Raw genomic sequence first — 12,051 nt, forward strand, 5'->3', positions numbered from 1 at the left:
GGCGCGCGGCCCGGTCCGCTGCTTGTCACAGATCGCGCAGATCGCCTGCGGCCACCACGTCCCCCGTCGGCAGTCCGGTCGGCGAACCGCCCGCGGGTTCCAGGCTGATCGCAAGCCGGGCACCGGGTCGGATCGCGGCGCGCAGCGGCTGGTCCAGCGTCAGGCGCGCGGACGGTGCACCCGCCGGGATCACCCCCAGCGACACGGGGGGGCGACCCGCCTCGATGACCCACAGTTCGAAATCGCGACCGGCGGCGGGCGTTCCCGATACATGCGACAGGCCGACCGCGCCGCCGTCGCGATCATAGACGGCCATGTAATGCACGCCGCTTGTCGGATCGGCCAGGGCGGCCACCAGCCGCGCGGGATCCGGCCGCAGCCAGGGGAGGGCAAGAGCAAGCAGCAGAACCGCCGTCGCGATCCCGGCCAGCCCCCGCCACAGCGCCAGGCTGCCCCAGATTGCCGCCGACCGCCGCGCGGGCAAGCCGAACAGCCGGGCATCCAGAGCCTGCTTGACGGACGGGGCCGGGTCGGCCATGCCGAAGTCGCCGGACAGCGGCAGCAGGCGGTCATGCCAGTCGGCCACCCGCGCGGCAAAGCGCGCATCCGTTTCGGTACGGCGTTCCAGCACCGCATGATCGGCAAAGGGCAACACCCCCAGCACGAATTCGGCGGCCAGGATGTCGTCCTCGTCTTCGGCCCCGGCGGTTTCCACGACGCTCATCGGTCCAGACACTCTCTCAGGCGCATCAGGCTGCGGCGCAGCCAGGTGCGCATCGTATTCAGCGGCACGTCGTGGCGCCGCGCCAGGTCGGCATAGCTGTCGCCGTCAAGATAGGCGCCACGGACCGCCGCGGCCCGGTCGCCGTCCAGTTCGCCCAGGCATCCGTCCAAACGGCGCCGTTCGCCCGCCTGGATCGCCCGGACCTCGGGACCGGGGCCGGGATCGCGCATCCCGAGGGCCGCGTCGTCAAGGTTCCCCGCCGTCTCTCGGCGGCGGCGCAGGCGGTCGATCGCCTGGTTCCGGGCGATCGCGATCAGCCAGGACATCGGGCTTTGCCCCGTCACCGAAAACCGATCCGCCTTGAGCCAGACTTTCACGAACACTTCCTGCACGGCCTCCTCGGCCTCGGGGCGGTTGCCAAGGACACGAAGGCAGACGCCGAACAGTTTCGCCGAGGTCGCGCGATACAGCCGGTCGAAGGCCCGCCGGTCGCGCAGCGAGACCCCGAGGATCAGGCCGGAAATGTCGTCCTTGTCGTGGCCTTCGGGCATCCGCGCTCCGGTCTGTGCTGATCGTCGGCAGAATGCACGACGGGCAACGCAACGCAAGCGCCGCCGACCGTCGTCCGGGGCATGTTTCAGACTGGCCGGACCGCGTTTTGGAAATCGATCGGAAACCTTGCGCAACCACGGGGCGTTCGGTCAGACAAAACTCACGCGGATGCAGACCCGGTCGACCGCGCCAACAAAAGGAAACGCCGTGGCTGCCATTCCCGTGCACAGGCCCTTGCAGCCTATCCATCCGCTTCATGCGCTGTTTCTGGCGTTCCTGTTTCCGCTGTTCCTGGGAACCCTGGCCAGCGACATCGCCTATTGGCGCAGCTATCAGGTCCAGTGGATCAATTTTTCGCAATGGATGAACGCCGGGGGGCTGCTGATGGGGGCCTTTGCGGTGCTGTGGGCGATGATCGCCGCATTCCGGGGGCGGGGAACGGGAAACAAGCGGCCGCTCGTGTATCTTGTGCTGCTGCTTGCCGCATGGGCGGTCGGTTTCCTGAACGCGCTGGTTCATGCCAAGGATGCCTGGGCCACCATGCCGCAGGGTCTGTGGCTGTCGGCGCTGGCGGCCGTGCTGGCCCTGGCTGCGACCTGGATCGGCCATGGCGGTCTTCTGAACGACGAACGCCACGACTGGCAGAGGGTGTGATGCGTATTTTCCTGATGATCGGGTGGGTTGCGGCCCTTCCCCTGGCCGCGGCGGCACAGACGGCCGCGCCCGTCGGCACCGAGGTCGCGATGCCCGAACCACGCCGCGGCCTGCTGCCCGACATGACCATTCCCCGGCCCGCGCAATGGGGCGACGATCTGCCCACTGTTCCCGAAGGCTATACGATCACGGCGATCGCCACCGACCTGATGATCCCGCGCCAGACGCTTGTGCTGCCGAACGGCGATATCCTTGTGGCCGAGGGCAAGGGGCAGGGCGCCCCCGCCCTGCGCCCCAAGGACATTATCGCGGGGTTCATCAAGGGCCTTGGCAAAAGCCCCGTCAAGGGCGGCAATCGCCTGACCCTGCTGCGCGACGGCGATGGCGACGGCACCTATGAAACGCAGGGCGTCTTTGCCAGCGGCCTGAATTCACCCTATGGCTTGGCCCTGATCGGCGATGCAATCTTCGTGGCCAACCAGGACGCGGTGGTCCGATTTGATTATGCCGAGGGCCAGACCGAGGCTGGCGGGCCGCCCGTCACGCTGACGCGGCTGCCCGCCGTCATCAACCACCACTGGACCAAGGCGATGACCGCCAGCGCCGATGGGCGTTTCCTGTATGTGGGCATTGGATCGAACAGCAACATCACCGAACGCGGCATGGACGCCGAGGAGGACCGCGCGATGGTCTGGCAGATCGACGCGCAGACCGGCGCGCATCGCCAATATGCCACCGGGCTGCGCAATCCGACCGCGCTGACGATTCAGCCTGGCACCGGGCAGCTATGGGCCGTGGTCAACGAACGCGACGAGATCGGGCCGGATCTGGTTCCCGATTATCTGACCGCGGTGCAGGACGGCGGATTTTATGGCTGGCCTTACAGCTATTGGGGGCAGACCGTCGATCCGCGCGCCCAGCCGCAGGATCCCGAAAAGGTCGCGGCGGCGATCGTGCCGGATTATGCCCTGGGCGCCCATGTCGCGGCCCTTGGGGTGGCGTTTTCCGACCCCGTTATGGGCGGTGCTTTCGCCGAGGGCGCCTTTGTTGGCCAGCATGGCAGCTGGAACCGGAACGAGCCGGTCGGCTACAAGGTCAGCTTCGTGCCCTTCCGGAACGGACGGCCGTCGGGCGATCCGGTGGATTTCGCGTCCGGCTTTCTGCTGGACGACGACACGGTGCGCGGCCGGCCCGTGGGCGTGACGCTGGATCCGCGCGGCGCCCTGATCGTGGCCGACGACGTGGCCAACACGATCTGGAGGATCGCCCCCAGCCAGCCCTGATCGGGCGGGGGGCGCAGGGCAAGCGGGAAAAGCCTGCCGATCGGCGCGGGACCATAGGTCATCGGGGACGGGCCGTCTGTCCTGTTCGTCTCACTCGTGGACAAGATGGCTGTCCGCGGGGGACCAGGACAAGTGGAACGACCGGCCCATCGCCACCGACAGATCCGCAAGGTCTTCGTGGGATTTCTGGACGCGGATCTCTTGGCCCCGCGGCGTTTCGAAATACAGGGTGGCGGTGGCGCCGGTGAACTCCTCGCCGATCATCCGCGCCTCGACGGCATTCACGCCGGGCGCAGGCCGCTGTTCGTGAACCTGCATCCGGGTGTCCAGCACGGTCAGGCTTGCGGCCTGCCCCGCGGCGCCGTGCTGGCCGTCCAGCAGAAAGGTTCCGCTGTCCGTGGCGATGGCCGCACGGCCCTGCGCGTCCGCCTGGAGGGTGCCCGGAAAGATGTTCGAGGATCCCAGGAAATCGGCGACGAACCGCGTTCGCGGCGTGCGATAGATTTCCTGCGGCGTGCCGATCTGTTCGATGCGTCCCCGGCTCATGATGACCACGCGGTCGGCCATCGAAAACGCCTCGGACTGGCTGTGGGTGACATAGACGAACGTGATGCCGGTCTCGCGCTGCAATTGCTTCAGCACCGACTGCATCCGCACCTTCAGCGCCGCGTCCAGGGCGGACAGCGGCTCGTCCAGCAACAGGATCTGCGGCTCTACCACCAGCGACCGAGCCAGGGCCACGCGCTGCCGCTGGCCGCCCGACAACTGGCTGATGTTGCGATCCGCGAATTCCGCGATCTGCATCCGGTCCAGCCATTGTTCGGCGCGGGCGCGGCGTTCGGCCCGGCCCATGCCCCGCATCTTCAGCGCGAATTCCACATTCTCGATCACCGACAGGAACGGGAACAGGGCCAGGCTTTGCCAGACCATCGGCGTGTCGCGCGACCAGCTGGGAAGGTCGTTGATGGGTTTGCCCGACAGGCGGATGATGCCTTCGCTGGGCGCCTCCAACCCCGCCAGCATCCGCAGCGTGGTGGTCTTGCCGCAGCCCGACGATCCCATCAGGGCTAGGAACTCGCCCTGCCGGATGTCCAGATCCATCTTCTGCACGGCGGTATAGGTTCCGAACCGCTTGGCGACGCCTTCAAAGGATACCAGGGGATCTTGGGTCACGATGCGTTTTCCTTTTTGGTGGCGTCCGGGCGGCCCAGCAGCAGTTGCGCCAGGATCAGCAGCGTCATGGTGGTCACGAACACGAAGCTGCCGATGGCATTGATGCGCGGGCTGACCTGGCCTTGCAGGAACCCCAGCACCTTGACGGGCAGCGTCTCGTTCAGGCCCGACACGAACCAGGCGATGGCGAATTCGTCAAAGGACACAGCCATGGTGACGAACAGCGCCCCGAGGATCGCGGGCCGGCAAAAGGGGATGACCACATGGCGCATCGCCGCCCATTCCGACGCGCCCAGGTTCCAGGCGGCCGGTTCCAGCGACGGGTCCATCTGCGACAGCCGCAGCCGGATCACCGCCATGGCGAAGGGCGAGCAGATCACCACATGGGCGATGATGACGGCCAGCGCGTCGCCCGACAGGTTCACCCGCGACAGGAACGCCAGCATCGCCAGCCCCATGATGACCACCGGAATCGTCGGCGGCAGCAGCGCCAGCGCCAGATAGATCTGCTTGCCCAGGAAGTTGTAGCGGTAATCGGTATAGGCCGCGCCAAAGCCAAGCACGGTCGAGATCACGCTCACCACGACGCCCACCAGCAGCGTGTTGCGCAAACCTTCCCAGACCAGCGGGTCCGACGCCACCGCGCGATACCATTCGGTCGAGAAACCGCCCAGCGGGATCGACGGAAAGCGGTCCGCGTTGAACGAGAACACGAAGCTGGCCAGGATCGGTGCAAAGACGAACAGATAGGCCAGCACGACATACAGCTTCAGCGCGCCGTTGACGACCGGATTGCGGTTGGCCGGATTTTCCGTGCTCATTTGCGCCCCCGATAGGCAAAGCGGATCGACAGGAAGGCGACCGCCATCAGCGTGACGATCATGGTCAGCGCGATCACCGCCGCCCGCGGCCATTGCTGGCCCGATTTGGTGGTGTCGGTAATCAGGATCGACAGCGTGGTCGGATCGCCGCCGCCCAGATAGATCGGACTGACGAAATCGCCGAAGGACAGGATAAAGGCGAACAGCGCGGCGATCACCAGCCCCACGCGGGCGGACGGGATCACCACGGCGAACACCGTGCGCAACCTGCCGCAGCGCATGTTGTGCGCGGCTTCGATCAGGGTGCGGTCGATGAAGATCAGGCTGAACAGTTGCAGCAGCACCACCAGAGGAAAAGCCAGCGTGACGAACCCCAGCAGCGTGGCGCCCGGCGTGTTCAAAAGCCCATAGGGGCCAAGGCCGATCCAGCCCAGCATCACGTTGATGATGCCAGCGTCCGACAAAAACACCTGCCAGGAATAGATCCGCACCAGATAGCTGGTGAAGAACGGGATCACCATCAGCATGATCGCCCAGCGGCGGGCGCGGTCCGACAGCTTGAAGGAAATGGCATAGGCCACGGGAAAGGCCAGCAGGCTGGTCAGCACCGCCGCGCCCGCGGCAAGCGCCAGCGTGGTCCCGTAGGCCTGCCAGAAAATCGCCCGGCCGTACATGGTGGTCCAGTTGACGGTGTCGAAATCCGGCTGCATCCGAAAGTTGCGCACCGTCCAGAAGCTGAGCGCGATCAGGAAGACCAGCGGAAAGACGAAGAACAGAAGCTGCCAGATCAGCATCGGCAGCGAAAAGGTCAGCCCATAGGCCGAAATTCGGCGTCCCATGAATGCCTCCGGGCCGTGCGCGCGGCGGGTGGACAGCCCCCGCCGCGTCGGGGCGCCGTGCGCCCCCTGGGATACCGCGCCGCTCATGCGCCCTTGTAATCCGACCAGAAGTCGTTCCAGTCTTCCAGCGACTGCTGGACGGGCAGCTGGCGATACTGGATGCGGCCGGTGCGGATCAGGTCGATGGCGCTGCCCGGCCCATCGACCATGCCCTGCCGTTTCGCCTCGGCCGGATTTTCGGCATTCAGCACCTCCCACCCCTTCTGGTTGGGGATCAGGGCCGGATAGGCGGCCATCTGCGCCGATTTCGCCTGACCCTGGGCCGAGGTGACGTACTGGATCCACGCGCGGGCCAGATCCGCCTTGGCCGACCCCTTGCCGATGGAAAAACTTTCCGTCCATTGCAGGCCGCCCTGTTCGGGGATCACGCTGCGGACCTTGGCGCCGCTGCGTTCCAGCGTGCCGGTGATCCAGTCGCCGATGCCCGCGAAGGCCAGCATCTGCCCGTTGTCCAGCGACGAAAACGTGCCGCCATAATCGAAAAAGCCGCCGACCTGCGGGCGCAGGGTCAGGGTCTTTTCCTTCACCGCCTCCCACGCCGCCTCGTCGATGTCATAGGGGCTGGGGTTGCCGTTCAGCAGGCTCATCTGGCCCAGGTTCGGCAGGTGCCAGTCGAAATGGCCGACCTTGGCGGTCAGGCGCGGATCCCAGAACACGTCATAGGTGGATGCCTCGGCCTCGGTCAGGGCATCGGTGTTGTAGGCCACGCCCAAGAACCCGAAGCGGGTGATGACCGAATACAGTGTGTCGCCGTCCCAATGGCCGGGGAATTTCTGGAATTCCGGGAAGAATTCGTCGAAGGCGTAATCGGCTGGGTCCAGCGGCTCGATATAGCCCGCCGCGTTCAGCTGCTGGACGTATTCCGCGTCCGACAGGATCACGTCGAAGGTGCCCGGCGGGGATTGCGAGATCAGGCCCAGCATGTTGTCGCCGCCGGTATAGTATTTGGGCACGAACTTGACGTTGTTGGCGGCCTCGAATTCCGCCACCATGTCGGGTTCCGCGTGCCCGTACCAGGCCAGCATGGTCAGTTCCGTGGGGGCCGCGAAGGCGCGCCGCGACAGCATGGGCGTGGCCAGCGCCGCCGCCCCCAGTGCCAGTGCCGCGCGCCGCGAAAAGCCGGCGCCGGACGTGTGCGTCAATGTCATGTCATCACCCTGTCAGATTGTCTTTTGTTCTGTGGCACAGGCTAGGAGAGGCCGTCGCCCACACAAAATCGGTTCTTCCAATCCGCCCATTTGCGGGCGTTATCCGTCATGCCGGAACGGCGTGGACACCCGACCCGACGCGTTCCAGATCGGCCACCAGGTCGCTGACCAGTTGCAGCCCCGCCGCCGATAGGCGCGGATGCTTGTAGAACAGGCCGATGCGCAGGGGTTCCAGCGGCGGGAAGCCATCGGATTCGTCCAGCAGCCGCATTCCCGGCAGCAGCGTGGCCCGCGTCAGCGCCGTGACGCACAGCCCGTTGACCACCGCGCTTTGCAGGCCGGAAATCCCCGGCCCGGTATAGACGATGCGCCAGCGCCGTTCGATCGCGTCAAGCGCCTGGATCATCCGGGCGCGGTAATCGCAGCCCTCGGGGTGGGCGCCCAGGGGGACCGGGGAATGGGCGGGCAGGTCGAAGCCTTCGGCGGCGGCCCAGATCGGCTGTTCGGTCCACATCCGCGACAGGTATGGCATGGTGGCGGCCGTCATCACCGCCACGATGATGTCCAGGTCGTCCGACCGCAGATGCTGGTGCAGTTCGCGCGACAGGTCGCAATGCACCTCCAGTTCGACATCCGCATGGCCGTGGATGTAATGGGTCAGGGTGCCTTGCAGAAAGGCGACCGCGTAATCGGTGGGCAGGCCGATGCGCAGCACGCCGGTCTTGTCGGACCGGTGGAAATAGCGCACGGCCTCGTCGTTGATGCGCACCATCTCGCGGGCATAGCTCAGCAGCGCCTCGCCCGCCGGGGTGGGCAGGATGGCGCGGCCCTCCTGGACCAGCAGGGGGGCGCGGACCAGTTCCTCGAGCCGGCGGATTTGCAGCGAAATCGCGGGCTGGCTGCGGCCCAGGGCGGCACCGGCGCGCGAATGGCCGCCCAGTTCCACCACGGCGATGAAGGTGCGCAGCAGATCGGTTGGAAGATTGGTCAGCCCGGCCATGGATTTGCCCCCGTAATGCAAGGATTGCGACTTTATATTTCATTTCTTTTCAATCGAAAACTCTAGTCGGGGAAGCGTCAACAGACAGGGTTGCCCCATGCCGAAAAAGACAGCATTCGCCTCGGAACTGGCCTGGCCGGATTATCACGAGGCGGTCAGGGACGGCGCCACGCCGATCCTGATCCCCATCGGATCGATGGAACAGCACGGCCATCACATGCCGCTGCACGTCGATGTGCTGCTGCCCACGGAATTCGCGCGCCGCGCGGCGCTGGACATCGGCGGGCTGGTGGCGCCGCCCTTCACCTATGGCTACAAGTCGCACCAGAAATCGGGGGGCGGCAACCATCTGCCCGGCACCACCAGCCTGGACGGCGCGACCCTGGTGGCGGCCTTGCGCGACGTGATCCGCGAATTCGCCCGCCACGGCGTGCGCAAGATCTGCCTGGTGAACGGGCATTACGAAAATTCCTGGTTCATCATCGAAGGGATCGACCTGGCGCTGCGCGAATTGCGGTGGGATGGGATCACCGACATGAAGATCGTCGTGCTGTCCTATTGGGATTTCGTCGGCGAGGACGATATCGCCCGGCTCTATCCCGACGGCTTTCCCGGCTGGGCGCTGGAACATGGCGGCGTGCTGGAAACGTCCCTGATGCTGGCGTTGTATCCGCATTTCGTCGATCTGGCCCGCGCCGTCGACGTGACGCCCGCGACCTTTCCGCCCTATGACGTGTATCCGGTCAAGCCCGAATGGACGCCCGCGGCCGGCACGCTGTCGTCGCCCAAGGACGCGACGGCGGAAAAGGGCGAACTGCTGCTGGAGGTTTGCACGCGCGGCATCGCGGAGGCGCTGCGGGCCGAATTCTGACCAAAACGGGCCTGCAAACAGCAGGCCCGTTCGTCGTCGCCTCGGGTCAGTTCCGGATGATGTTGTGTTCGGGACCGAAGGGGAAACCGGTGATGTTCTCGGCCCCGTCCTCGGTCACGATCAGGATGTCGTGCTCGCGGTATCCGCCCGCGCCGGGCATTCCCTCGGGCAGCATCACCATCGGCTCCATCGACACGACCATGCCGGGCTTCAGTTCCGTCTCGATGTCCTCGCGCAGCTCCACGCCCGCCTCGCGGCCATAGTAATGCGACAGCACGCCGAAGCTGTGGCCGTAACCGAAGCTGCGGTATTTCAGCAGATCCCAGCCGCGATACATCTCGTTCAGTTCCAGCGCGATCTCGTTGCACTTGGCGCCGGGCTTGATGAGGTCCAGCCCGCGCCGATGCACGGCCACGTTCTTTTCCCAGATGTCCAGGCTGGCGTCGTCCACATGGTCGCAGAACAGCGTCCGTTCCAGCGCGGTGTAATAGCCGAAGATCATCGGGAATGTGTTCAGCGACAGGATCTCGCCCGACTGGATCTTTTTGTTCGTGACCGGGTTGTGGGCGCCGTCGGTGTTGATCCCCGACTGGAACCAGGTCCAGGTGTCCATCAGTTCGACAAAGGGAAAGGAATTGGCGATTTCCCGGATCATGGCATTGGTCGAAGCGATGGCGACCTCGTGTTCGGGCACGCCCGCCTTGACCGCGCCCGCGCAGGCGGCCCCGCCCACGTCGCAGACGCGCGCGCCTTCGCGGATCAGCTTGTGCTCCTCGGCCGACTTGATCGACCGCATCCACATCGACGGCTGGGCGATGTCCACGAATTCCACGCCGGGCAGCGCGGCCTCAAGCTGGCGGCGGTAATCCAGCGACACATGGTCGAATTCGATCCCCAGCCGCTTGACGCCCGGCGTCAGCTGCCGCACCGCGCGATAGAAATTGTCGCGCCGCCAGTCCGTATAGGTGACGTTGCCGCCGAAACTGCGCCGCCAGGGCTGGCCCCCGTCGATGCCCGCGCTGATCGTGGTCGCGGCGTTCGGCGTGATGACCATGCCGTATTTCCGCCCGAAATAGCAGTAGAGCCAGCCCGAATAGTAATTGATGCAGTGATAGGACGTGAACAACGCCGCATCGACGTTGTTCTTGTCCATCCAGCCGCGCACGTCGTCCTGACGCCGCTTCATTTCGGCATCCGAAAAGGGCGAGAAATCCTTGTCGCCGTTGTGCCATTCCATGACATGCAGCATGTCGTCGGCCATCTGTCGAATCCTCCCGTTGCAAATCTTCGGGCAACGGTAGCCATTCGCGGCACGGGGCAGAAATTTGTTTTGGTTATCCGCAGATTTGCGCGGGATTGCCAGAAAAGGCTTATCGCGGCCCGTCCAGATCGCGGGGGCGGTCGATGTCGTGTGCCATGGCGGCGGTGACGGGGATCAGACGGTGGGTGGGCAGGGCGGCGATCAGGGGGCGGGCGCCGTGATCGCCGTCCGGCAGGTTCAGCAGAGAATCAAAATCCCCCGCCGCGATCACGGCCGGGGGCAGGCGGCGGCCACCCTGGACACAGGCGCCGCTGCCCGGCAGGGCCAGCAAGGCCCGCAGCAGATCCGGGGTGATGCCGGGCATGTCGCCCAGGCACAGCAGCAGGCCCCCCGCCCGCCGGTCGCGCGCCACCCGCAGCGCCGCGCGCAGCGATTGCGACATCGGCAGGCCGGGGGCGACGTGATGCAGAGCGAACCCCGAAGGCAGGGCCGCGCCAATCGCCGGGGACGACACGACGGCCAGCAGTCCGTCGCAGCCCGCATCGCGCAGCGCCCCGGCGGCCCAGGCGATCAGGGGCCGTCCCCGCCACGGCGCCAGCAGTTTGTCGTCCGTCCCGAAGCGGGTTGACCGCCCGGCAGCCAGCAGCACGCCCAGATGCCTCATGCGGTGATCGGGACGACGACCTGATCGCCCGCCGCCATCACCACCTCGGCCAGGACCGAGATCGCCAGCAGACGCGGATCGCGTGCCGACGGAATCACGCCGACGGGTCCGCGCACCCGGTCGCGCGCGGCGGACGGAACACCCAAGGCGGCCAGCCGGTCCAGCCGGGCGGCCTGGGTCGCGCGGCTGCCCTGCGCGCCGATATAGAAGGCCGGGCGGTCCAGCAGCCGTTGCAGGATCTGGGGTTCGTAGTCGTGGTCGTGATAGAACAGCAGCGCGGCGCAGCGGTCGTCGGGCACAAGGTCCGTGAAATCGGGCAGTTCGCCCAGCCTGCGGGTCGTGCAGCCTATCGCCTGGGCCGCGCCCAGCGTTCGATCCTCGTGCGACACAAGCACATGGTCATAGCCCAGCGACTGGACCAGATCGGCAAAGACCGTGGCCTCTGGTCCCGCACCAAAGACCACGAACCGGATCGGCGCCCTGAAGGTCACGGCAAAGCCGTCCGCGTCGTCGCCCTGGTCCAGCGACAGGCGGCCCGCCTGCGACAGATGCAGCGTCGCGGGCCGGCGCGCGGCGCGGGCGCGGGACAGATCGGCCAGAACGTCGCGGTCGCGCACACGAAACAGCATGACCTCGATCGCGCCGCCGCAGGGCAGGCGCAGGTCGATGAAAGGCGAGTCCTGGCCATAGCGCAGGCGCATGGGCGTTCCGTCGGCGCGCACCGTGGCGGCGTGCAGGATCAGGTCCGCCTCGATGCAACCGGAACTGAGCGCACCGGCAAAACCGCCGTCCGGGGCGATCGCCATGGCCGTGCCGGGATTGCGATAGGCCGGGCCGTCGGTCGCGGTCAGCACCGCCATGACCGTGCCCGGTCCCATCGCCAAGGCCGATTCCCACGGATCGGCCAACGCGGGATGGCGCGGGGGCGCCAATGGCGCCGGGGGATGCTGGGTCAAGTAAACCTCCGGGGGGATGGGTCTTGAAGATAGGGGCGGCAGGGG

General features: G+C 66.4%; 13 protein-coding genes. 3 read left to right on the forward strand and 10 right to left on the reverse strand.

Annotation, left to right across the window (positions count from 1 at the left end; genetic code table 11):
- Positions 1-25: 25 nt before the first annotated feature.
- Entirely contained in the window at positions 26-724 is a 699-nt protein-coding gene (locus tag CHB77_RS02620; RefSeq protein WP_089386600.1) for an anti-sigma factor, read from the reverse strand.
- Complete coding sequence (locus tag CHB77_RS02625; RefSeq protein ID WP_089386601.1) at positions 721-1,275, reverse strand: sigma-70 family RNA polymerase sigma factor; 555 nt, start codon at positions 1,273-1,275, stop codon at positions 721-723. Before CHB77_RS02625 ends, CHB77_RS02620 begins: the two co-directional genes overlap by 4 nt.
- Before the next feature lie 208 nt (positions 1,276-1,483).
- On the opposite strand from CHB77_RS02625, the gene CHB77_RS02630 reads away from it, so the two are divergent.
- Positions 1,484-1,930, forward strand: a complete 447-nt coding sequence (locus tag CHB77_RS02630) for a DUF2231 domain-containing protein (RefSeq protein ID WP_089386602.1) — start codon at positions 1,484-1,486, stop codon at positions 1,928-1,930.
- A complete protein-coding gene (locus CHB77_RS02635; protein ID WP_089386603.1) occupies positions 1,930-3,213 on the forward strand; it encodes a PQQ-dependent sugar dehydrogenase in 1,284 nt (427 codons plus the stop codon). The genes CHB77_RS02630 and CHB77_RS02635 overlap by 1 nt, the downstream gene beginning before the upstream one ends.
- 90 nt (positions 3,214-3,303) lie before the next feature.
- Here CHB77_RS02635 and CHB77_RS02640 read toward each other — a convergent pair whose 3' ends face one another.
- The 5 genes from CHB77_RS02640 to CHB77_RS02660 all read right to left on the reverse strand — a co-directional run bounded on the left by CHB77_RS02640 (position 3,304) and on the right by CHB77_RS02660 (position 8,254).
- Positions 3,304-4,386 (reverse strand): ABC transporter ATP-binding protein, encoded by a 1,083-nt coding sequence (locus CHB77_RS02640; protein ID WP_089386604.1) that lies wholly within the window; start codon positions 4,384-4,386, stop codon positions 3,304-3,306.
- Complete coding sequence (locus CHB77_RS02645; protein WP_089386605.1) at positions 4,383-5,207, reverse strand: ABC transporter permease; 825 nt, start codon at positions 5,205-5,207, stop codon at positions 4,383-4,385. Before CHB77_RS02645 ends, CHB77_RS02640 begins: the two co-directional genes overlap by 4 nt.
- Positions 5,204-6,046, reverse strand: coding sequence for an ABC transporter permease (locus tag CHB77_RS02650; RefSeq protein WP_089386720.1), 843 nt, complete (start codon positions 6,044-6,046; stop codon positions 5,204-5,206). Before CHB77_RS02650 ends, CHB77_RS02645 begins: the two co-directional genes overlap by 4 nt.
- 83 nt (positions 6,047-6,129) lie before the next feature.
- Entirely contained in the window at positions 6,130-7,254 is a 1,125-nt protein-coding gene (locus CHB77_RS02655; RefSeq protein WP_089386606.1) for a polyamine ABC transporter substrate-binding protein, read from the reverse strand.
- Between the two features lie 106 nt (positions 7,255-7,360).
- Complete coding sequence (locus tag CHB77_RS02660) at positions 7,361-8,254, reverse strand: LysR substrate-binding domain-containing protein (protein ID WP_089386721.1); 894 nt, start codon at positions 8,252-8,254, stop codon at positions 7,361-7,363.
- 97 nt (positions 8,255-8,351) lie between these two features.
- Here CHB77_RS02660 and CHB77_RS02665 point away from each other — a divergent pair, with 97 nt between their 5' ends.
- A complete protein-coding gene (locus tag CHB77_RS02665; RefSeq protein ID WP_089386607.1) occupies positions 8,352-9,125 on the forward strand; it encodes a creatininase in 774 nt (257 codons plus the stop codon).
- 46 nt (positions 9,126-9,171) lie between these two features.
- On the opposite strand, the gene CHB77_RS02670 is transcribed toward CHB77_RS02665, so the two are convergent.
- From CHB77_RS02670 to CHB77_RS02680, 3 genes are all read right to left on the reverse strand, one after another.
- Positions 9,172-10,386 carry a M24 family metallopeptidase gene (locus tag CHB77_RS02670; RefSeq protein WP_089386608.1) on the reverse strand — a complete coding sequence of 405 codons (1,215 nt, stop codon included), beginning with the start codon at positions 10,384-10,386 and terminating at the stop codon, positions 9,172-9,174.
- A 109-nt stretch (positions 10,387-10,495) separates the two neighbouring features.
- Positions 10,496-11,050: a nucleotidyltransferase family protein gene (locus CHB77_RS02675; protein ID WP_089386609.1), complete on the reverse strand. Its 555-nt coding sequence runs from the start codon at positions 11,048-11,050 to the stop codon at positions 10,496-10,498.
- Positions 11,047-12,006 (reverse strand): XdhC family protein, encoded by a 960-nt coding sequence (locus CHB77_RS02680; RefSeq protein WP_242626485.1) that lies wholly within the window; start codon positions 12,004-12,006, stop codon positions 11,047-11,049. The genes CHB77_RS02675 and CHB77_RS02680 overlap by 4 nt, the downstream gene beginning before the upstream one ends.
- Positions 12,007-12,051 lie beyond the last annotated feature (45 nt).

Origin of the sequence: Paracoccus sediminis (assembly GCF_900188295.1) — a bacterium.
GTDB lineage: Bacteria > Pseudomonadota > Alphaproteobacteria > Rhodobacterales > Rhodobacteraceae > Paracoccus > Paracoccus sediminis.

Excerpts from the sequence above, each read along its gene's own strand:
- CHB77_RS02635 (WP_089386603.1), top strand. The coding sequence starts at position 1,930 with ATGCGTATTTTCCTGATGATCGGGTGGGTTGCGGCCCTTCCCCTGGCC.
- CHB77_RS02665 (WP_089386607.1), top strand. The coding sequence starts at position 8,352 with ATGCCGAAAAAGACAGCATTCGCCTCGGAACTGGCCTGGCCGGATTAT.
- CHB77_RS02625 (WP_089386601.1), bottom strand. The coding sequence starts at position 1,275 with ATGCCCGAAGGCCACGACAAGGACGACATTTCCGGCCTGATCCTCGGG.
- CHB77_RS02650 (WP_089386720.1), bottom strand. The coding sequence starts at position 6,046 with ATGGGACGCCGAATTTCGGCCTATGGGCTGACCTTTTCGCTGCCGATG.
- CHB77_RS02620 (WP_089386600.1), bottom strand. The coding sequence starts at position 724 with ATGAGCGTCGTGGAAACCGCCGGGGCCGAAGACGAGGACGACATCCTG.
- CHB77_RS02660 (WP_089386721.1), bottom strand. The coding sequence starts at position 8,254 with ATGGCCGGGCTGACCAATCTTCCAACCGATCTGCTGCGCACCTTCATC.
- CHB77_RS02675 (WP_089386609.1), bottom strand. The coding sequence starts at position 11,050 with ATGAGGCATCTGGGCGTGCTGCTGGCTGCCGGGCGGTCAACCCGCTTC.
- CHB77_RS02655 (WP_089386606.1), bottom strand. The coding sequence starts at position 7,254 with ATGACATTGACGCACACGTCCGGCGCCGGCTTTTCGCGGCGCGCGGCA.
- CHB77_RS02645 (WP_089386605.1), bottom strand. The coding sequence starts at position 5,207 with ATGAGCACGGAAAATCCGGCCAACCGCAATCCGGTCGTCAACGGCGCG.
- CHB77_RS02670 (WP_089386608.1), bottom strand. The coding sequence starts at position 10,386 with ATGGCCGACGACATGCTGCATGTCATGGAATGGCACAACGGCGACAAG.